This window comes from Corynebacterium confusum (assembly GCF_030408715.1).
Taxonomy (GTDB): domain Bacteria; phylum Actinomycetota; class Actinomycetes; order Mycobacteriales; family Mycobacteriaceae; genus Corynebacterium; species Corynebacterium confusum.
Genome location: NZ_CP047202.1, coordinates 573,320 through 592,308 on the forward strand (window position 1 = coordinate 573,320; position 18,989 = coordinate 592,308).

The window sequence follows — 18,989 nt, forward strand, 5'->3', positions numbered from 1 at the left end:
CTACTTGATCTCCAGCATGGGGTTGCCCTTGTTGATCTGGGCGCCGGTCTCCACGGCCAGGCCCGTGACCACGCCGGCCTTGTGGGCCTTGACCGGGTTTTCCATCTTCATGGCCTCCAGCACGATGAGGACGTCGCCCTCGGCGACCTCCTGCCCCTCCTCGACGGCGACCTTGATGACGGTGCCCTGCATGGGCGCGACCACGGCGTCGCCGGACACGGCCGCCTTGGAGCCGCCGCCGCGGCGCTTCTTGGACTTCTTCTTCGGCGCCCCCGCGCCGGCGCCCAGGACCAGATCGCCCGGCAGGGCCACCTCGACGCGGCGGCCGTTGACCTCCACGACGTACTTCTGGGCAGGCAGGGCCTCGACGTCCTCGGCCTCGGCGGCTTCTGGGTCCTGGTAGACCGGCAGGTCACCGGACCACTCTTCCTCGATCCACTTGGTGTAGACGTCGAAGGACTCGCCGTCGCCGCGGAAGGCGGGATCGGCCACGATGGCCTGGTGGAAGGGGATGACCGTCGGCAGGCCGGTGACGGTGAATTCTCCGAGGGCGCGGGCGGAGCGCTGCAGGGCGGTCTCGCGGTCCGGGCCCCAGACGATGAGTTTGCCCAGCATGGAGTCGAACTGTCCGCCGATGACGCTGCCGGCGCGCACGCCGGAATCCACGCGCACGCCCGGGCCGGTCGGCTCGCGGTAGTCCACCACGGTGCCCGGGGCCGGCATGAAGCCGGCGGCGGCGTCCTCGCCGTTGATGCGGAACTCGAAGGCGTGGCCGCGCGGGGTCGGGTCCTCGCTAAAGGGCAGCTTTTCGCCCTGGGCAATGCGGAACTGCTCGCGCACCAGGTCCAGGCCGGTGGTCTCCTCGGAGGCCGGGTGCTCGACCTGCAGGCGGGTGTTGACCTCGAGGAAGGAGATGAGCCCGTCGGAACCGACCAGGTATTCCACGGTGCCGGCGCCGTAGTAGCCGGCCTCGCGGCAGATGCGCTTGGCCGAGTCGTGGATGGTGGCGCGTTGCTCGTCGGTCAGGAAGGGGGCCGGCGCCTCCTCGACCAGCTTCTGGAAGCGGCGCTGCAGGGAGCAGTCGCGGGTGCCGACTACCACGACGTTGCCGTGCATGTCGGCCAGGACCTGGGCCTCGACGTGGCGGGCCTTGTCCAGGTAGCGCTCCACAAAGCACTCGCCGCGGCCGAAGGCGGTCACGGCCTCGCGGGTGGCGGACTCGAAGAGCTCCGGGATCTCCTCGTGCGTGTAGGCGACCTTCATGCCGCGGCCGCCGCCGCCGAAGGCCGCCTTGATGGCCACCGGCAGGCCGTTTTCCTGCGCGAAGGCCTCGACCTCGGAGGATTCCGCCACCGGGTCCTTGGTGCCCGGGGCCATGGGGGCGTCGGCGCGCTCCGCGATGCGCCGGGCGGTGACCTTGTCGCCCAGGGCCGCGATGGCCCCCGGGGAGGGGCCGATCCAGATGAGGCCGGCGTCGAGGACGGCCTGGGCGAAGTCGGCGTTCTCGGACAGGAAGCCGTAGCCGGGGTGGATGGCGTCGGCGCCGGACTTGGCGGCGGCGTCGAGGATCTTGTCGAAGACCAAATAGGACTCGGCAGAGGTGGTCCCGCCCAGCGCGAAGGCCTCGTCGGCAAGCTCGACGAAGGGGGCGGTGGCATCGGGTTCGGCGTAGACCGCTACGGAGCTGATGCCGGCATCGCGCGCAGCGCGGATGACGCGAACTGCGATCTCACCACGGTTGGCGATGAGCACCTTGGTGATCTTCTTTTGTTCAACTGCCACAGCAGGAATCCTCCTGAAAAACTAGTATTGGATCGCTTACTATTCTTGCATATCAAAACATGAGAAAACCGTCAGGTTATAAAAATTATGCAAAAAATAATCCCGTACCAGGTTAGATACGGGAATTTCTCCGGCGTGTTACACCCAGCTCGGCTTAGACACTAGGATTCTAGCGCTCGATGGGCATTCGAACCATATTGCCCCACTCGGCCCAGGAGCCGTCGTAGGTGCGGACGTTCTCGACTCCCAGCAGGAATTTGAGGACGAACCAGGTGTGCGCGGCCTGCGCGCCGACGTGCGAATAGAGGATGGTGGGATCCCCGGCGTTCAGATTGCCGTAGTTGACCCGCAGATCCTCCAGGGGGCGGAAGGTGCCGTTCGGGTACATCGCGCGGTCCCACTCCAGGTTGGTCGCGCCCGGGATGTGGCCGTGGCGGATGGTAGTGCCGTAGGCGGAGTTGCCCTGTGGGGAGGCGCTGGTCGGCTGGCCGGCGAATTCCTCGGGGCTGCGGGTGTCCACGATGACGGCGTCTGTGGTGCGCAGCTCGTCGACGAAGACGCGGTGCGGGGCGTCGTCGCGCTCGACGGCCGGGTAATCGGAGGCCGGAAATTCCGGCACGGCGAAGGAGGTGTCGCGCTCCTCGGCCATCCAGGCGTCGCGCCCGCCGTCGAGCAGCCGCGTGTCCGGGTGCCCGTAGAGCTCGAAGACCCACAGGGCGTAGGCGGCCCACCAGTTGGACTTGTCGCCGTAGAAGACTACGGTGTCCTCGCGGTTAATGCCCTTGTCCTGCATGAGCTGCTGGAAGGCCGCGCCGTCGATGATGTCGCGGATGGTCGGGTCCAGTAGTTCCTTCTGGAAGTTGATGCGGCTGGCGGTGGGGATGTGCCCGATGTCGTAGAGCAGGGAGTCCTCGTCGACCTCGATGACTCGTAGACCTTTCACCCCGAGCCGTGCGGACAGCCACGGCGCGGAGACCAAGCGGCCGGGGTGGGCGAAGTCCTGGAAGGGCGGGTGCGGGTCGAATTCGGTCATGCTCTTTGAAACCTTTCGTCGGGATGCGGTGCGCGCCGTATGTCAAGGCTGGTAGGGGGTTGTACGGCGCGGTCCGAAAAGCGTTGACCCAGCCGCCGGGGCCGGGGCCGGCGCGGCTGAATCACGGTTGAATCTTCGTATAACTTTTACTGCCCCATACTCTACCGCGCGGAAAACGATTGGTCACTTCTCCGCGACGGGTGTGGTATTCAATACATTCTTGCGCCCGCCGATGCCCCCTTTCCCGGGCCCGCGCGGCCCCTCCGGGGATCTGGTTATAACAAGTGTGCTGGTAGGGTACATGCGCGCTTTTCGCCCGCCCCTTTAAGGCCGGCAAATCCCGCCTTAAGGTGGGACAAAGGGGGTATTTTCCGGCGCGCGCGGCGGCGGGAAGTCCGATAAATTAAAGGGTGTGGGAGCCGCTAGAAATCCGGTGTCCCAGACGTGACCGATGCTCCCTTTCCCGAAAGGTTTCACCCATGCACAAAGCCATCGTCGTCTTCGAAGTTGAAGGCGGATCCGACAAGCAGTTCAACGGCCACCGCAAGGACACCATGCCCATCGTCGAGTCTCTGCAGGAGGCCGGCTGGCACTCCGAGGTCGTCTACTTCCGCCCGGAGTGGTCCGAGGATCTCTTAGACTACGTCTCCAACAACTTCGACGCCTACATCTCCCGCGTTAACCCGGGCAACATCCCGGGCGGGGAGAAGGGCTACTTCGACCTTCTGACCAGGCTGTCCGAGGCCGGCCTGGTGGGCATGTCCACCCCGGAGGAGATGATGGCCTACGGCGCCAAGGACGCCCTGGTCAAGCTGAACCAGACCGACCTGGTCCCGGAGGACACCCAGGCTTACTACGACGTCGAGAGCTTCCACGAGACCTTCCCGCAGACCCTGTCCTACGGCGAGCGCGTCCTCAAGCAGAACCGCGGGTCCACCGGATCCGGCATCTGGCGCGTGCAGCTCAAGGACAAGGAGCTGGCCGCCAGCGTCGAGCCGGGCACCACCCTGCCGCTGGATACGGAGCTCAAGTGCACCGAGGCCGTGGACAACCACACCGAGGAGCGCCAGCTGGGCGAGTTCATGGACTTCTGCGACCAGTACATCAAGGGCGACAATGGCATGCTGGTGGACATGCGCTTCATGCCGCGCATCGTCGAGGGCGAAATCCGCATCCTGCTCGTTGGCGCGGAGCCGGTCTTCGTGGTCCACAAGAAGCCGGCCGAGGGCGGCGACAACTTCTCCGCCACGCTGTTTTCCGGCGCGAAGTACACCTACGACTCCCCGGAGTCCTGGCAGGATCTGGTCGACATGTTCGCCGAGGTCCGCCCGGTCATCGCGGAGAAGCTCGGCGGCGACAACATCCCGCTGATCTGGACCGCCGACTTCATGCTCGCCGACGGTGAGAACGGCGAGGACACCTACGTCCTGGGCGAAATCAACTGCTCCTGCGTGGGCTTCACCTCCGAGCTGGACATGGGCATCCAGCAGAAGGTGGCCGCCGAGGCCATCTCCCGCGTCGAAGCCAAGCACGGCGCTCCTAAGACTGGCTAACAACAACCGTTAGAGAAAACCGCCCCGGGACTTGAAAACAGTCGCGGGGCGGTTTTTAAGGTCTATCAGCTAGTCCAGCAGGGCAGCGACCGACCCCGGGTCGGCATCGCTAAGCATCTGGCGCAGGCGGTCGTACTCGTCCTGCTCGCCGATGGCCTGGGCCGCGTGCGCCAGAGTCGCGATGGCGCGCAGCACGCCCTGGTTCGGCTCGTGGGAATAGGGGACCGGGCCCCAGCCCTTCCAGCCGTTGCCGCGCAGGCGGTCCAGGCTGCGGTGGTAGCCGGTGCGCGCGTAGGCGTAGGCGGTGATATACGCGGTCGGCAGGGCCTCATCGGAGCGCAGCCGGGCCAGCTCCTGCTCGGCCAGTGTGGCCCACAGCAGCGGCGAGTCGGGGTGCTCGACGATGCCGGCGGACAGGTCCTGCGTGGACTCCGCGCCGGGATCGGCCGGCAGCTTGATCGGATTAGGGGCAAGCATGTCTTTCATCTCCATGGCATGCCAGTATAGTCGCGCCCGCCCGCTCCTGTCTGGGGCGTGTGCGGGGCTTAAGGCTGGTCCCAGAAGTCCGCCACGCGCAGCCCGAAGGAGTACAGCGCCCGGCGCACCACCGGCAGGGACAGGCCGATAACGGAGGAGGGATCGCCCTCGATGCCGTCGATGAACCAGCCGCCCAGGGCCTCCAAGGTGAACGCGCCGGCGCATTCGAGCGGCTCGCCGGTTGCGGCGTAGGCGTCGATGTCGGCCTCCTCGGCCGCGGCGAAATGGACCGCCGTGCTGGCGGTCTCCACGAATTCCTCCCCGCCGAAGATCACGCAGTGCCCGGTCAGCAGGTGGGCGGTGCGCCCGGCCTGGGCGCGCCAGCGCTCCACGGTCGCCTTGCGGGTGTGCGGCTTGCCCTGCAGCTGCCCGTCCAGCAGGAGCATGCTGTCGCCGCCGATGACGACGTCGCCGGCGTGTTCCTCCGCCACGGCGTGGGCCTTGGCGCGCGCCAAGGCGGCGACGACCTCGGCGGGCGAGGCGTCCGGCAGGCCTGCCCGGATGGCCTCCTCGTCCACCCCAGCGGGGGCCAGCACCGGGTCAATCCCGCCGGAACGCAGGATGCCGGCCCGCGACGGCGACTGGGAGGCCAAGACGATGCGCGGCCGGCGCGCCGCCGCGTTGTTATCAGCGGGCATCGTTAGTAGTAACGCACGTTGCGGAAGGCGTTCGGGTTGTACTCCACCCGGCCCGGCAGGCCGCCCCGGCCGTAGTCGCGTGCGCCCCACAGATTGCGCTCGCCCGTGCCGGCGCCGGCGGCGGCCGCGCGGGCCTGGGCGGCGAGCTGGGTGAACACGGCGGTCAGGGCCGCGATCTCGGTGTCGCTGGGCTGACCCTTGACTACCTGGAACAGGGGCTTGGATGCGGACACTGCTGCGGACACGGTATCGGACACTGCGGGTGGCTCCTCACTATGGGTGGTAACTGGCACGGGCGGGGCGGGCGTTAGAGCGTTATATTACCGTGCTTTTTCATGGAGGGTTGGGAAATCTTGCGCTCGAGCAGGCGCAGCCCCTCGACTAGGTGGCCGCGGGTGGTGGCCGGCTCGATGACGGCGTCGACCAGCCCGCGCTCGGCCGCGGCATAGGGGTGCAGGAACTGCTCGGCCAGCTCCGCTTCCTGCTCGGGCGTGGCCGCGTCGCCGTAGATGGCGCGGGCGGCTTGGGAGGCCTGGGTGACCGCGATCTGGGCGGTGGGCCAGGCGTAAGCCAGGTCGGCGCCCAGGTCCTTGGAACCCATGAAGACGTACGCCGGGCCGATGGCCTTGCGGGTGATAATTGTCAGCTTGCCGACGCTGGCCTCGGCGAAGGCGAAGGCCAGCTTGTTGGCGCGGCGCAGCAGGCCGGCCTGCTCCTCGGCCGGCTGGGGCAGGAAGCCGGGCGAGTCGACGAACTCGATGATGGGGGTATTAAAGGCGTCGCAGGTGCGGATGAACCGGGCCGCCTTGTCGCAGGCCGCCCCGTCCAGCGTGCCGGCCAGGGCCAGCGGCTGGTTGGCCACTAGCCCCACGGCGCGGCCCTCGATGCGGGCGAAACCGGTCACGACGTTGCCGGCGAAGTCGGCCTGGATTTCGAAGAAGGAATCCGGATCCACAACGGCCGCGATGACCTCGGTGATGTCGAAGGCGCGGGACTCTTCGTCGGGCACGATGGAATCTAGGGCGCGGGCGGTCTCGTCGACGTTGTCCGCAATGGATCCGTGGGAGATCTCCGCGTCCGTGCGCGGGGCCTCGGCGCGGTTGTTGACCGGCAGGTAGGAAAGGGCGGTGCGTGCCAAGTCCAGGGCCTGGGCGTCGCTCTCCGCGATGAGGTGGGCGGTGCCGTTGGTGGTCAGGGCGTCCGCGCCGCCCAGCTCCTCGGCGGTCGTCTCGGCGCCGGCGACCTCTTGGACCACGGCCGGGGCCGCCTGGTGCAGGGCGCCGCCGCGGGCCACGATGACCAGATCGGCCAGGGCCGGGGCGAAGGCGGCCATGCCCTCGTTGTCGCCGACCACGACGGCCACCTGCGGGATGAGGCCGGAGGCGCGCGTGACGGCGGCCATGATGCGCGCGTGCATGCTCAGGCTGACGATGCCCTCCTGCACGCGCGGGCCCGCCGACTCGTGGATGCCCACCATGGGCACGCCGGTCTTCAGTGCCAAGTCGTAGAGCTTGCAGATCTTTTCCCCGGTGACCTCGCCCAGGGTGCCCTCGAAGACGGAGGCGTCCTGGCTGAAGACGCAGACGCGGCGGCCGTCGATGGTGCCGTAGCCGGTCACCACGCCGTCGGTGTAGGGGCGGTCGTGCTCGCGGCCGAAGTCGGTGGAGCGGTGGCGGGCCAAGGCGTCCGTCTCGACGAAAGATCCCTCGTCCAGTAGGTCGAGCACCCGCTGGCGGGCGTCGGTCGGGCCCTCAGCGCCGGTGGGCTGGCGGGACTCGCTCAGGCGGTTGTCCAGATCGGTGATCTTGCCGGCAGTCGTTTTCAGATCCGGTTTATCTGTCATAATCGCTTAGTCTACAACCTCTAAAAATAAAACAAACTCGCAGCCTGGCGGTGGCTGAGCCGCCCGGCCGCAGTGGTACCTCCATAATGTCGGAGATAACCGGTGCGGCGTTAACACCCCGCCCCGGTAAGTGGGATGCGCCGGGACGCCGCGTCGTGGCTATCGGTTGTAGGGCCTGCTACAGCGGCATGTTGCCGTGCTTGCGGCTGGGCCGAGGCACGGACTTGTCTGCGTAGAGGCGCAGGTTCTTGGCCACCATGGCGCGGGTCTCGGACGGCAGGATGACGGCATCGATAAGCCCGCGCTCGGCGGCCTTGTACGGGTTGAGCATGTGGTCTTCGTACTCGCGCTCGAAGGACTTGGCCAAAGCCTGCTCGTCGACGCCCTTTTCGCGGGCGGCCTTGAGCTCCTTGCGGTAGATGAAGCCGACGGCGCCGGCCGCGCCCATGACGGCGATCTGGGCCGTCGGCCAGGCGAGGTTGACGTCCGCGCCCAGCCCCTTGGAGCCCATGACGCAGTAGGCGCCGCCGTAGGCCTTGCGCATGGTCACCGTGATCTTCGGGACGGTGGCCTCGCCGTAGGCGTAGAGCAGCTTCGCGCCGTGGCGCAGGATGCCGTCGTGCTCCTGGGACGCGCCCGGCAGGAAGCCGGGGACGTCGACGAGCATGACGATCGGGATGTTGTAGGCGTCGCAGGTGCGCACGAAGCGGGCGGCCTTCTCGGAGGAGTCGATGTCCAGGCAGCCGGCGAAGACCTGCGGCTGGTTGGCCACGAACCCGACGGTCTGGCCCTCGATGCGCCCGAAGGCGATGACCACGTTCTCGGCGCGCTCGGCCTGGATCTCCAAGTACTCGGCGTCGTCCGTCAGGGCGGCGATGACGTCCTTGACGTTGTAGGGCTGGGTGGGCGAGTCCGGGATGATCTCGTCCAGGGCCAAGTCGTCGACGCTGGTCTCGGTGACCGGCTCGAAGGGCTCGACGGGGCTGCGCTGCTGGTTGTTGGACGGCAGGTAGCCCAGCAGATCGTGGACCCAGTCGAGGGCCTCCTCGTCGGTGGCGGCGGTGTAGTGGGAGTTGCCGGCCGAGACCATGTGGACGCCGGCGCCGCCGAGCTCCTCCTGCGTGATTTCCTCGCCCGTGACGGTCTTGATGACGTCGGGGCCGGTGACGAACATCTTGGACTTCTTGTCCACCATGACCACGAAGTCGGTCAGGGCGGGGGAGTAGGCGTTGCCGCCGGCGCAGGCGCCCATGATGACGGAAATCTGGGGCACGACGCCGGAGGCCTTGACGTTTTGGTAGAAGGTCTGGGCGATCCAGTCGAGGGAGACCGCCCCGTCCTGGATGCGCGCGCCCGCGCCCTCGTAGAGGCCGATGAGCGGCCGGCCGGTGGTCACGGCCAGCTCCATAATCTTGACCATCTTCTCGCCGTAGACCTCGCCCAAGGCGCCGCCGAAGACGGTGCCGTCCTGGCTGAAGATGCACACCTCGCGCCCGTCGATGGTGCCCCAGCCGGTAACGATGCCGTCCGTGGTCGGCCGCTTGGCATCCATCCCGAAGTCGGTGGTGCGGTGCTTGGCCAGCATGTCGGTCTCGACGAAGGAGTCTTCGTCCAGCAGGTAGTCCAAGCGCTCGCGGGCGGTCAGGCGCTCCTGGGAGTGCACCTTCTCGAAGGCCTTCTGGCCCAGGGGTGCCTCGGCCTCGGCGCGGCGGCGTTTAAGCTCGGCGATCTTGCCGGCGGTGGTGTTGGCGTCGTTCAAGCTGTCTAGTTCCGTCAAACGTGAGGAAATGGTCATGTTTAGGGATGGTAGTGCGAAAAGTCCCCTCCATTCTAGACCCAACCGGCGTTAATTTTGCATGAGAAACGAAATTCGCAGCTCGCGAGTCAAATATGAGATTGTCCTCACGTTTTTCCTGGGCCTCCGGGTTGCCCCCATTAGGGGGTACGCACCGCTGCCGATGTCGCTCCGCTGCCGCCGTTGCCGCCCCGCCCTGCTGTAGCCAGAGAGTCCCGCCCGCGGTTCCTGCCGGAAGTTTCCACCTGCCCTTGCGCAGGAGCTTCCGGGAAGCTTAAAATCTCCGTATAGTTCAGTGAAGGGGTCTTGGGCCGCACTCTCAAGACAAGGAACCCTTAAAGTGCACGCACCCAAGGCGTTAAACGTAGGGAAGAAGGGCTGGGCACGAGCAGCCGTCGCCATCGTCGCGGCGGCACTGGTCCCGCTGGTAGCCAGCCCCGCAGTTCCGGCACGGGCCGTTCCGCCCATGCCGCAGGGATACCCTATTGCCAACCTCTACAAGTCCTGCGATGCCGCCGGCAAGAACAACCCGGAGCCCGAGTGGCGCTTCGGGGAGACCGGGCGTCGCTACCTCAGCGACGGCACGCTCCAATTCACCAACACCACCGATCAGGAAGTTCCCTACACCGCCGAGGTGGAAACGGGCACCAACCACGAGATCGATGCCAACTCCAAGGCCAAGCTGCCCAATGGCTGGGACACGACCGCCAAGTCCGACATCGGCCTGAAGATGACCAACGGCTGGCGCGACACCGAGACCTTCGGCCCGGTCAAGCTGGCCCCGGGTGAATCCTTCCGCGTCGAATACGGCGTCATCGAGAAGGACTTCATCTCCATGTTCGTCAGCTGCAACGACGGCCGCCTGGAAAACACCCCGGGCTCAAACGTCGTGCGCGGCACCGGCCCGGCCGAGCGTTACGCGTTCGCCTACATCATCCGGGCGGACGGCACGGTCTCCGATCTGGCCATGGAGATCCCCTCGCGTTCCCCGGGCGCGAACAGTAAGCCCATCGACGGCACCTATACCTCCGTGTCCGGTCCCAGCCTGGAAAAGATCGCCGATCCGGCCCGCGACGAGGTCGTCGAACCGACCACCGAGCCGCAGCGCGAGGACGACTGGCCCAACGAGGGCGACGCCTGCCAGGCCGGCACCCGCACCTGGTACCCGCTGGACATCACCGCCGTCCAGCCGACCTACCGCAAGCCAGGCTATTCCACCGACTTCCTCAACTGGTCGAAGAAGGATTACGAGTATGCCCCGGTCACCGACTTCGTCGTCGGCGCCGAGCACCACCCGTACACCAACTGGCAGGGCAACCGCGGTGACATCCCGCGCGGCTGGCTCGAGTCCGTCGGCGCCGTCAAGCGCGCTTACATGCCGGTCGGCACGGAGCTGGGCCACGTGGACCTGGCTGCCGGGGAGCGCGTGCGCGTCGAGTACGGCACGACGATGACCCGCATCAACTACCGCGAAATCACCTGCGGCAAGGACGGCAAGTACAGCCTGACCTCGAACTACAAGCAGACCTCGGCGCCCAGCGGTTTCTGGGCCGAGGCCACCATCACCAGCCCGGGCGGGGCCAAGCGCACCGTCGATGTCACCCCGGACGAGTACCGGTCGCTGCCGGTGCCCACCCAGTCCACCTACTAACACCCCGGCCGCCTACTAACCCCAGGCCACCCAAAACCACATATTTCAAGGAGTTTCCTCATGCACGCATTCAACGCAATCTCTTCCCGCGCCCTCGCCGGCCTGACCGGCCTGGCCCTGGCCGGCGGCATCGTCGCCGCCGCGTCCGGCGCCCCGGCCGCCCAGGCCCTGCCGGCCCGTGACCTGGGCCCGGCTAACCCGACCGTCATCGGCGAGCAGTGCGCCAACCCGGGCGATACCGGCCAGACCGTCGACATCAAGCGCACCTACTTCGACGGCTCCGCCGGCACCTGGACCGTGTCCAACTACAACGACGAGCCGCTGCCGGTGACCCGCTCCATCAAGGAGACTAAAACCAAGACCTGGAACGTCTCCGCCGGCATCGACTTCAAGCTGCTGGATCTCATCAACATCAGCTTCTCCTCCAGCTACACCGACAGCCAGTCCTACGAGGTCGGCGAGCAGGTCGGCCCGTACAACATCGCCCCGGGCAAGACCGCGGTGCTCAAGGCCGGCTGGGTCGTCTCCGACTTCGAGGGCCAGAAGACCGTCTGCGGCTCCGACCACACCTGGCAGCCCAACGGCGGCAAGTTCACCGCCACCCTGCCGAAGGAGCGCCACGTCCAGGTCTCCACCCGCGACAACACTGATTGGGGCGAGTAAGCATGGCGGGAAAGCGGCGCGCCGGACTCGCGGCGCTGTGCCTGCCGGTGGTGGTGGCGCTGGGCTACCCGGCATCGGCAAGCGCGGTCTCCCCGGCGGCGGATTTCGAGCTGCCGCAGCGCTGGAATGACGATTTCGCCCCGGGTTCGCACTGCGCGACGCCCGGCTTCACGGGCACCTATGTCACCGCGCAGCGGCGCTGGTTCAAGCAGACCGATGCCACCAGCGTGGCCAACCACACCGACGGTCCCGTGCCGGTCAGCCACACCGTGACCCAGGCGCGCACCCAGACCATCGAGGTCAGCGCCGGGGTCACCGGCGAGGGCGAGCTGGCCAAGGTGTTGACCCAGACCTACGGCTTCAACTACGTCTCCGAGCAGCACTGGAAGCTGAAGCAGAAGGTCGGCCCGTACACCCTGCCGCCGCAGTCGCAGGGCCAGCTGGTCTGGGGCTTTACGATGCTCGACGTCGACGCCCAGGACGTGCGCTGCAGCACCGACCAGGTCTGGGAGCCGACCGGCAAGCCCTACCAGGCCAGCGCCCCGGAGGCGAAGTACTCCGAGCTGCGGCTGGGCGATGCCCCGGACTGGGGCTAGCGCTAGTTCAGGTACTCGGCCGGCAGCCAGCTGTAGCCGTAGGGGCCCAGATCGACCGGTCCCAGATCCACCGGATCGGCGGAGAAGTTGTGCAGGCACAGCAGGCCGCCGCGCTGGAAGCCCAGGACCGCCTCGTGGCCGGTCTCAACGGGCTCGAATTCGGCCGTGCCCAGCTCGGGGTGGGCGTGCCGGGCGGCGATCATGCGGCGCACAGTGTGCAGCAGCGAGTCCTCGTTGTTGGCCTGCGCGGCCACGGAGGCCCCGCCGACCACGGCCCAGCGCTGCGGGGCGCGGGTGCTAAAGCCGGCGTGCTCGGTCTCGTCCCACTGCATCGGGGTGCGCACGGCGTGCCGGTCGGGCAGCGCCGGGTTGTCCAGCATCCCGATCTCGTCGCCGTAGTAAATAAACGGGGCGCCGGGCAGGGTGAACAGGAGCGAGAACATCAGCTCCACCTTCCGGCGGTCGCCGCCCATCAGCGGCATCAGCCGGCGGGCGATGCCCAGGTGGGCCCGCATGGCATCGTCCGGCAGGTAGGCCGCGTACATCTGCTCGCGCACGGACTCGTCGACCATCTCCAGGGTCAGCTCGTCGTGGTTGCGCAGGAAGGTGCCCCACTGGCAGCTGGCGGGCAGGGATCCGAGATCGTCCATGATCTCGTAGACCGGGGTGGCCGAGTTCAGCGCCAGCGCCTGGTAGAGGCGCGGCATGACGGGGAAGTTGAAGACCATGTGGAAGCGGTTGCCGGCGCCGAAGAACTCGCGCGTTTCGGCCGGCGGCTGGTTGGCCTCGGCGATCATGACGGCGCCGGGGAACTCGGCATCGATAAGCGCGCGGATCTCCTCGATGAAGGCGATGGTCTCCGGCAGGGACTCGCCGCCCAGCCCGTCGCGCTCGTAGAGGTAGGGGATGGCGTCCAAGCGGAAGCCGTCGATGCCCTTGCCCAGCCAGAAGCGGATGACGTTTTTGACCTCCTCGCGCACCGCCGGGTTGTCGTAGTTGAGATCCGGCTGGTGGGAGTAGAAGCGGTGGAAGTAGTACTGTTCGCGCACCGGATCCCACGCCCAGTTGGACTCCTCGACGTCAGTGAAGATGACGCGGATTTCCGGGTAGCGGTTCGGATCGTCGCCCCAGACGTAGTAGTCGCCGTAGGGCCCGTCCGGGTCCTGCCGGGAGGCCTGGAACCAGCGGTGATCGGAGGAGGTGTGGTTCAGCGCCAGGTCGGTGATGATGCGCATGCCGCGGGCGTGGATGGCGGCGATGAGCTCCTCGACGTCTTCCATGCTGCCGTAGACCGGGTTGACCTCGTAGTAGTCGGCGATGTCGTACCCGTCGTCGCGCAGCGGGGAGGCGTAGAAGGGCGGCAGCCACAGGCAATCGATGCCCAGCCACTGCAGGTAGTCCAGCTTCTCCGTCACGCCACTCAGCGTGCCGATGCCATCTCCCCTGCCGTCCTTAAAGGCGTGCACCAGGGCTTGGTAGAAGACGGCGTTGTGGTACCAGCTCATGTTTGGTCTTTCTGTTGAGGAAGGGTGTTTCGGGGCGCCGTGTTTTGGGCCGCGGTGCGCGGCTGCGTGCTCGGTCCGGTCCGGGCCAGGTGCGCGCGCTTGGCACGGTAGATCCCGTACAGCGCCAGGCACAAGACTCCGGCCAGAAGGTCGGGCCAGATCGCCGGTTCGGGGCGGAAGAGGTTGACCACGGCCTGGATGAGAGCCAAGGCGGCGAAGAAGCCGCAAAACCCTAAGGCCGTGTCCCAGAGGAGGGAGTAGCGCATGCGGCGCCTAGCCCTTGACTCCGCCGGCGGTCAGGCCGGCCACGATCCGGTGCTGGAAGATCAGGACCATGATGATGAGCGGGATGGTCACCAGGGCGCCGGCGGCCATGGTGGCCGCGTAGGGGTACTCGAAGGCCGAGGGCCCGGAGAAGCGCGCGATGGCCACGGTGACCGGCTCGGTGTCGGTGGAGGAGAGCTGGCGGGCCAGCATGAACTCGTTCCAGGTGGTGATGAACGCGATGATGGCCGTGGTGAACAGGGCCGGGGCGGCCAAGGGCAGCAAAATCATGCGGAAGGCCTGCGCCTTGGTGGCGCCGTCGACGCGAGCGGCCTCCTCCAGCTCCCAGGGCAGCTGCCTAAAGAAGCTGAGCAGGGTGTAGATGGTCAGCGGGAGGGCGAAGGAGATGTTCGGGATAATCATGGCCCGGTAGGTGCCGATCCAGTCCAGGTCGCCGAAGAGCTGGAAGAGCGGGGTGACCAGCGCGATGGCCGGAAACATGGAGGCCGCCAGGATGACGCCGGTGACGATCCCCTTGCCCGGGAACTCGTAGCGCGCCAGGGCGTAGGCGGTGAACACGCCCACCAGCACGGCTAGGGCGGTGGTGACCAGGGAGATGACCAGCGAGTTGGTCAGGGCCCCGAGGAAGTCGTTGCCCTTGTCGGTGGCCAGGGCGTCACGGAAATTGTCCAGGGTCAGGTGGGTCGGCCACGGGGTGGTGTCAAAGGTGTGGTCCTTGTGCCGCAGGGCGGTCACGACCATCCAGTAGAAGGGGGCTAGGCCCCAGAGGATGATGAAGAGGATGCCGGCGAAGTGGCCCACGGTTCCCCAGGAGATGCGCGGTTTCATTACTTGGCCTCCTTCTTGGACTTGGCAGAGGCGGGTACGGCAGAGGCAGGCGCTGCCGACGCGGTGCTTGCCGATGCCGCCGCTTGTTCGGCCGGGGACTCACCCGGGGCCTTCTTCCGGCCCCCGGGCAGGCCTCGCCGGGCCCGCCGCCGGCGGGGCTCCTCGGCGGTGCCCGCGATGTTGGCGCCCAGGAAGCGGATGAGGATGAAGGCGACGAAGAAGATCAGCAGGAAGATCAGGGTGGACAGCGCGGAGGCGGAGCTGAAATTGCCCTGGCGCATGTCCTCGACGACCAGCTGGGAGATGGTGGCGGTCGGCGAGTTCGAGGAGCTGGAAATCATGATGACCGGCAGGTCGTACATCCGAAGCGCGTCGAGGGTGCGGAAGAGGATGGCCACCATCAGGGCCGGCCGGACCAGCGGCAGGGTGATGCGGGTGAAAACCTGCAGGCGGCTGGCGCCGTCCATGCGGGCGGCCTCGTAGACGTCCTTCGGGATCATCTGCAGGCCGGCGAGGATGAGCAGGGCCATGAACGGGGAGGTCTTCCACACGTCGGCGATGATGACGGCCAGGCGGGCGTAGAAGGGGTCGGTGGTCCAGGCGATGTCGGCGCCGAGCAGGGAGTTGACCACGCCCTGCGGGGCGAACATGAACTGCCACAGCTTGGCGGTCACGGCGGTGGGGATGGCCCAGGGGATGAGGACGGCGGCGCGCACGAAGCCACGGCCGCGGTAGTTGCCGTTCATGATGAGCGCCATGGCCATGCCCAGGATGGTCTCGAGGGTTACGGTCACGACGGTAAAAAACAGCGTGATCTGCACGGCCGGCCAGAAGTCGGTCGCGATGACCCCGGGCGGGCAGGTGGCGGCCACGCCGGACGGCGACATGCACTGGTTGGTGATCCAGTACAGGTAGTTGTCCAGCCCGGCGAACTGGCCCTCGACGAAGAGCCCGGTGGTCGGGTCGAGCTGCCGGTTGCCCTTGAACGACAGGATGATGGCCCGGATGACGGGGTAGCCGATGACGATCGCCAGCACGATGATCGCGGGCGCGATGAACCCGGCGGGCACCCAGGCCCGAGACTTGGGCGAGGGGCGGCGCCGTTGGGCGGTTTTCTCGGTCACGCGCTTGGCCTTTCTGATGTTTGCTCGACTGCTGCGAATTAACTCTGCGGCGAACTAGCGCTGCTGTGCGGCGTGCAATGGTTTGCACTGAGGATGGCACTGATCATAACGCACGGCCCCGACGCAGCCTCGAAACTCGCCGTGGTCATACAAAAGCGAACGATGCCACCTCGCCGTACGGGAAGGGGCGTCGTTCGCTAGGTTCATGTCCGGCCGGGCCGGGCGGGCCTGAGGCCTGGGAGGTTCTAGGACTGGGAGGCAGACTCGATGGCGGCCTTCATGTCCTTGGTGGCATCGTCAACGCTCTTGCCGTCGGTGATGGCGGCGTAGGCATTGTCCTGGATGGCCTTGGAGATGGCGGTGTAGAACGGGGAGACCGGACGCGGGGAGGCGGCCTCCAGGGACTCCTTCAGGGCCGGCAGGTACGGGAACTTCTCGATGAGCTCCGAGTCATCGTAGATGGAGGACAGCACCGGCGGGAAGGAGGCCTCCGCGAAGGAGGTCTGGTTCTCCTCGTTGATGATGTACTCGATGAAGTCGCGGGCAGTGGCCTTGTACTCGGAGTTGATGTTGATGCCGTTGTTGTAGCCGCCCAGGGTGGACACGCCCACGCCGTCCTTGGCGACCAGCGGTTGGACCTCGAACTTGCCCTGGGTCTCCGGGGACTCCTCGGCGTTGGTGTACATGTACGGCCAGTTGATGGCGAAGGCGGACTTGCCCTCGGTGAACGCCAGGTTGGTCTCCTCCTCGGTGGCGGCGGTCGAATCCGGGGAGATGGTGCCGTCCTCGTAGGCGTCGACCAGGGCCTGCAGGCCCTCCTTGGCCTCGTTGGAGTCGACGGTGACGGTGCCGTCGTCGGCCAGGACCTTGCCGCCCCAGCCCTCGATGAACCCGACGGTGTTGACGGTCAGGCCCTCGTACTGCTTGAGCTGGGTGGTCAGGCAGTCGGTGTCGTCCTTCAGCGCCTCGCAGGCGGACTTGACGTCGTCGAAGGTGGACACTTCCTCGGGGGCGAGCTCCGTGTTGCGGTAGAGCAGCTGGCCGTTGGTGTTCTGCGGCAGAGCGTAGAGAGTGTCGTTGTAGGTGGCGGACTCGACGGTGGCCGGCAGCAGGCCGTCGGTGTCGACGGCCAGGTCCTCGGTCAGCGGGGCGAGCCACTGGTTGGCGGCGAAGTCGGCGGTCCAGACGACGTCGAGGGCCATCACGTCGTAGTCGGAGTTGCCGGCCTGCAGGGACTGCACGAGGGTCTCCCGCTGGGCGTCGGCCTCACCGGCGAGCTCTTCGAGGGTGACTTTCTCCTCGGGGTGCTCCTCGTTCCACTTCTGGATGATGGGCTGGATCTTGTCCGTGTCGTTCTTGCCCATGGCGAAGGTGATGGGGCCACGGCCGTCGGTGTTCTCGGTGGCGGAACCGTCGGCGTTGGAGCTGCCGGAGTCGGAGCTGCAGGCGGTCAGCGCCAGGGCGAGGGCGGCGGTGCTTGCGATGACGGCGTTGCGCACGGTGCGCCGGGAAGGTGACTGCATCATAGTGATTTACCTTTCGGGAAACAGTAGGTGTATTTCAGGTTATATTCACCAACGTCCGAAAGAATAGTTTTTTGGGTTCTTGCCCCCACGCCGGGGGTAGTGGGCCCGGTACCACTCGCACCCACAGGGCAGGTGGGCCCGGCGGGTATTGTTTGGGTTATGACTGAGCGAAACAATACTGAGCACAACGATGCCGAGTGCAATGATGCCGTGCATCCCAGCAACGATCTGGACCTGGACCGCATCCGCGCCGCGCTGTCCGGGCTTTACAGCACCGTCGACTACAAGGAACAGACGGGATCCACGAACACGGATTTGATGGGGGCTAACGATGTCGCCGACGGCACCGTCCTCCTCGCCAACGAGCAGGTCAGCGGCAAGGGCCGCCTGGGCCGCAGCTGGGTCGCCCCGGCTAGCAAGCAGCTCATCTTCTCGGTCTTGCTGCTCCCGGATTCCCTCGAGCACCTGGGCACCCTGCCCCTGGCGGGCGGACTGGCGGTGACCGACACCGTTGAGGGATCCGTCCTGAAGTGGCCGAACGATGTCCACATCGACGGCAACAAGCTCTGCGGAATCCTTGCCGAGGCCGGCCCGGTCGGCGCCGCTTTCAAGTCGGGCGGATTTAAGGCCGGCGAGTTCAAGGGCGTCGATGCTGAGATCAACAAGGCCGAGATCAACAAGGCCGAGGTGGCCCCCAAGACCGAGGCCGGCGCCGCCCCGAGCGCCCGCGTCGTGCTGGGCATGGGCCTGAACGTCACCCTGACCCGGGAGGACCTGCCGATTGAGAAGGCGACCTCGTTAGCGTTGGAGGGCCGCGACACAGACCGCACCCAGCTGGCGATTGACCTGCTGACCAACCTGCGCCGACGCATCGCGCAGTGGCAGAACCAGGACCCGCAGCTGATGCGGGACTACCGTGCGGTGTGCTCGTCGATTGGCCAGGAGGTGCGCTTGGAGGCGCCGACGGGTGATGTGGAGGGCATCGTCGAGGGCGTTGCCGACGACGGCCGCATCAACGTGGGCGGCGAGTACTACTCGGCCGGCGACGTGACCCACCTGCGGCCGCAGCACTAGAAACCTCCACCGCCCCTTCGCCGCCGATGCCATCCCAGGTAAGCTTTAGGGCGTTATGGGATATATGACGATGGGGCCCGGTGAGGCCAAGCGGGTCGACGTGACCGCGCCTTTCCGCACGCTCGTCTTCCCGCTGCTGGAGCTCATCCTGATTACGGGGGTGTGCTGGATAGCGATCGGCTGGCTGGACGCGCAGGGGGCGGACCTGCACCTGCACAACGCGCTGGTCGTGCTGTGGGGAGCGCTCAGCGTGTGGCGCTTCGTGCTGCCGGTGATCCGTTCTCGTCGTAAGCGGTTCATCGTCACGGACCGCCGTGTCATCGCCCGGGCGGCCCGCCTGGGTGGCCGGACGGATTCGATTCCCCTGCGCGACATCGTTGGCGCCCGGCGTCGCCGGGGCGGGATTTCGCTGGCCATCCGCGGTTACGACCAGGCGCTGTATTTCCCGGACGTGCCGAAGACTAAGAAGGTTGAGGCGGCCATCGGGGATCAGCTGCGAGCGCTGCGATCTCCCATCTGGCGCTAGTGGCCGGCTACTAGCTAATTGGGGGGTGCC

General features: G+C 66.8%; 18 protein-coding genes. 6 read left to right on the forward strand and 12 right to left on the reverse strand.

Features of this window, described 5'->3' with window-relative positions:
• Positions 1 to 1,782: an acetyl/propionyl/methylcrotonyl-CoA carboxylase subunit alpha gene (locus CCONF_RS02765; protein WP_290224983.1), complete on the reverse strand. Its 1,782-nt coding sequence runs from the start codon at positions 1,780 to 1,782 to the stop codon at positions 1 to 3.
• Positions 1,783 to 1,951: 169 nt separating this feature from the next.
• Positions 1,952 to 2,815 carry a sulfurtransferase gene (locus CCONF_RS02770; RefSeq protein WP_290224984.1) on the reverse strand — a complete coding sequence of 288 codons (864 nt, stop codon included), beginning with the start codon at positions 2,813 to 2,815 and terminating at the stop codon, positions 1,952 to 1,954.
• A gap of 479 nt (positions 2,816 to 3,294) precedes the next feature.
• Here CCONF_RS02770 and CCONF_RS02775 point away from each other — a divergent pair, with 479 nt between their 5' ends.
• Positions 3,295 to 4,368: a Cj0069 family protein gene (locus tag CCONF_RS02775; RefSeq protein ID WP_290224986.1), complete on the forward strand. Its 1,074-nt coding sequence runs from the start codon at positions 3,295 to 3,297 to the stop codon at positions 4,366 to 4,368.
• 69 nt (positions 4,369 to 4,437) lie between these two features.
• Here CCONF_RS02775 and CCONF_RS02780 read toward each other — a convergent pair whose 3' ends face one another.
• The 5 genes from CCONF_RS02780 to CCONF_RS02800 all read right to left on the reverse strand — a co-directional run bounded on the left by CCONF_RS02780 (position 4,438) and on the right by CCONF_RS02800 (position 9,181).
• Complete coding sequence (locus CCONF_RS02780; protein WP_290224987.1) at positions 4,438 to 4,860, reverse strand: DUF3151 domain-containing protein; 423 nt, start codon at positions 4,858 to 4,860, stop codon at positions 4,438 to 4,440.
• Positions 4,861 to 4,913: 53 nt separating this feature from the next.
• Entirely contained in the window at positions 4,914 to 5,543 is a 630-nt protein-coding gene (locus CCONF_RS02785; RefSeq protein ID WP_290224990.1) for a Maf family protein, read from the reverse strand.
• Between the two features lie 2 nt (positions 5,544 to 5,545).
• Positions 5,546 to 5,800, reverse strand: coding sequence for an acyl-CoA carboxylase subunit epsilon (locus tag CCONF_RS02790; protein WP_290224993.1), 255 nt, complete (start codon positions 5,798 to 5,800; stop codon positions 5,546 to 5,548).
• Between the two features lie 50 nt (positions 5,801 to 5,850).
• Positions 5,851 to 7,386, reverse strand: a complete 1,536-nt coding sequence (locus tag CCONF_RS02795) for an acyl-CoA carboxylase subunit beta (protein ID WP_290224995.1) — start codon at positions 7,384 to 7,386, stop codon at positions 5,851 to 5,853.
• 178 nt (positions 7,387 to 7,564) lie between these two features.
• Positions 7,565 to 9,181, reverse strand: coding sequence for an acyl-CoA carboxylase subunit beta (locus tag CCONF_RS02800; RefSeq protein WP_290224997.1), 1,617 nt, complete (start codon positions 9,179 to 9,181; stop codon positions 7,565 to 7,567).
• A 466-nt stretch (positions 9,182 to 9,647) separates the two neighbouring features.
• Between CCONF_RS02800 and CCONF_RS02805 the strand changes: the two genes are divergently transcribed.
• The 3 genes from CCONF_RS02805 to CCONF_RS02815 are packed head-to-tail and all read left to right on the forward strand — an operon-like array spanning position 9,648 to position 12,091.
• On the forward strand, positions 9,648 to 10,832 hold the full coding sequence (locus tag CCONF_RS02805) for a hypothetical protein (protein WP_435384094.1): 1,185 nt from the start codon (positions 9,648 to 9,650) through the stop codon (positions 10,830 to 10,832).
• 60 nt (positions 10,833 to 10,892) lie between these two features.
• Entirely contained in the window at positions 10,893 to 11,495 is a 603-nt protein-coding gene (locus CCONF_RS02810) for a hypothetical protein (protein WP_290224999.1), read from the forward strand.
• A gap of 2 nt (positions 11,496 to 11,497) precedes the next feature.
• The gene (locus tag CCONF_RS02815) at positions 11,498 to 12,091 is read left to right on the forward strand and encodes a hypothetical protein (protein ID WP_290225001.1); all 594 of its coding nucleotides are present in this window, start codon (positions 11,498 to 11,500) and stop codon (positions 12,089 to 12,091) included.
• Positions 12,092 to 12,093: 2 nt separating this feature from the next.
• Here CCONF_RS02815 and treS read toward each other — a convergent pair whose 3' ends face one another.
• The 5 genes from treS to CCONF_RS02840 form a co-directional block, all read right to left on the reverse strand.
• Positions 12,094 to 13,596: a maltose alpha-D-glucosyltransferase gene (treS, locus tag CCONF_RS02820; RefSeq protein ID WP_290225003.1), complete on the reverse strand. Its 1,503-nt coding sequence runs from the start codon at positions 13,594 to 13,596 to the stop codon at positions 12,094 to 12,096.
• Positions 13,593 to 13,862, reverse strand: a complete 270-nt coding sequence (locus tag CCONF_RS02825) for a hypothetical protein (protein WP_290225005.1) — start codon at positions 13,860 to 13,862, stop codon at positions 13,593 to 13,595. The genes treS and CCONF_RS02825 overlap by 4 nt, the downstream gene beginning before the upstream one ends.
• A gap of 7 nt (positions 13,863 to 13,869) precedes the next feature.
• Positions 13,870 to 14,709, reverse strand: coding sequence for a carbohydrate ABC transporter permease (locus tag CCONF_RS02830; RefSeq protein WP_290225007.1), 840 nt, complete (start codon positions 14,707 to 14,709; stop codon positions 13,870 to 13,872).
• Positions 14,709 to 15,779: a carbohydrate ABC transporter permease gene (locus tag CCONF_RS02835; protein WP_290226209.1), complete on the reverse strand. Its 1,071-nt coding sequence runs from the start codon at positions 15,777 to 15,779 to the stop codon at positions 14,709 to 14,711. The genes CCONF_RS02830 and CCONF_RS02835 overlap by 1 nt, the downstream gene beginning before the upstream one ends.
• A 299-nt stretch (positions 15,780 to 16,078) precedes the next feature.
• The gene (locus tag CCONF_RS02840; RefSeq protein ID WP_290226211.1) at positions 16,079 to 17,356 is read right to left on the reverse strand and encodes an ABC transporter substrate-binding protein; all 1,278 of its coding nucleotides are present in this window, start codon (positions 17,354 to 17,356) and stop codon (positions 16,079 to 16,081) included.
• A 162-nt stretch (positions 17,357 to 17,518) separates the two neighbouring features.
• On the opposite strand from CCONF_RS02840, the gene CCONF_RS02845 reads away from it, so the two are divergent.
• Both CCONF_RS02845 and CCONF_RS02850 read left to right on the forward strand, forming a co-directional pair.
• A complete protein-coding gene (locus CCONF_RS02845; protein ID WP_290225009.1) occupies positions 17,519 to 18,433 on the forward strand; it encodes a biotin--[acetyl-CoA-carboxylase] ligase in 915 nt (304 codons plus the stop codon).
• A 55-nt stretch (positions 18,434 to 18,488) separates the two neighbouring features.
• Positions 18,489 to 18,959 carry a hypothetical protein gene (locus CCONF_RS02850; protein WP_290225012.1) on the forward strand — a complete coding sequence of 157 codons (471 nt, stop codon included), beginning with the start codon at positions 18,489 to 18,491 and terminating at the stop codon, positions 18,957 to 18,959.
• Positions 18,960 to 18,989 lie beyond the last annotated feature (30 nt).

Coding starts and splice junctions, on each gene's coding strand:
- treS (WP_290225003.1), bottom strand. CDS start 13,596: ATGAGCTGGTACCACAACGCCGTCTTCTACCAAGCCCTGGTGCACGCC.
- CCONF_RS02785 (WP_290224990.1), bottom strand. CDS start 5,543: ATGCCCGCTGATAACAACGCGGCGGCGCGCCGGCCGCGCATCGTCTTG.
- CCONF_RS02850 (WP_290225012.1), top strand. CDS start 18,489: ATGGGATATATGACGATGGGGCCCGGTGAGGCCAAGCGGGTCGACGTG.
- CCONF_RS02815 (WP_290225001.1), top strand. CDS start 11,498: ATGGCGGGAAAGCGGCGCGCCGGACTCGCGGCGCTGTGCCTGCCGGTG.
- CCONF_RS02810 (WP_290224999.1), top strand. CDS start 10,893: ATGCACGCATTCAACGCAATCTCTTCCCGCGCCCTCGCCGGCCTGACC.
- CCONF_RS02800 (WP_290224997.1), bottom strand. CDS start 9,181: ATGACCATTTCCTCACGTTTGACGGAACTAGACAGCTTGAACGACGCC.
- CCONF_RS02770 (WP_290224984.1), bottom strand. CDS start 2,815: ATGACCGAATTCGACCCGCACCCGCCCTTCCAGGACTTCGCCCACCCC.
- CCONF_RS02795 (WP_290224995.1), bottom strand. CDS start 7,386: ATGACAGATAAACCGGATCTGAAAACGACTGCCGGCAAGATCACCGAT.
- CCONF_RS02840 (WP_290226211.1), bottom strand. CDS start 17,356: ATGCAGTCACCTTCCCGGCGCACCGTGCGCAACGCCGTCATCGCAAGC.
- CCONF_RS02830 (WP_290225007.1), bottom strand. CDS start 14,709: ATGAAACCGCGCATCTCCTGGGGAACCGTGGGCCACTTCGCCGGCATC.
- CCONF_RS02775 (WP_290224986.1), top strand. CDS start 3,295: ATGCACAAAGCCATCGTCGTCTTCGAAGTTGAAGGCGGATCCGACAAG.
- CCONF_RS02845 (WP_290225009.1), top strand. CDS start 17,519: ATGACTGAGCGAAACAATACTGAGCACAACGATGCCGAGTGCAATGAT.
- CCONF_RS02825 (WP_290225005.1), bottom strand. CDS start 13,862: ATGCGCTACTCCCTCCTCTGGGACACGGCCTTAGGGTTTTGCGGCTTC.
- CCONF_RS02780 (WP_290224987.1), bottom strand. CDS start 4,860: ATGGAGATGAAAGACATGCTTGCCCCTAATCCGATCAAGCTGCCGGCC.
- CCONF_RS02805 (WP_435384094.1), top strand. CDS start 9,648: ATGCCGCAGGGATACCCTATTGCCAACCTCTACAAGTCCTGCGATGCC.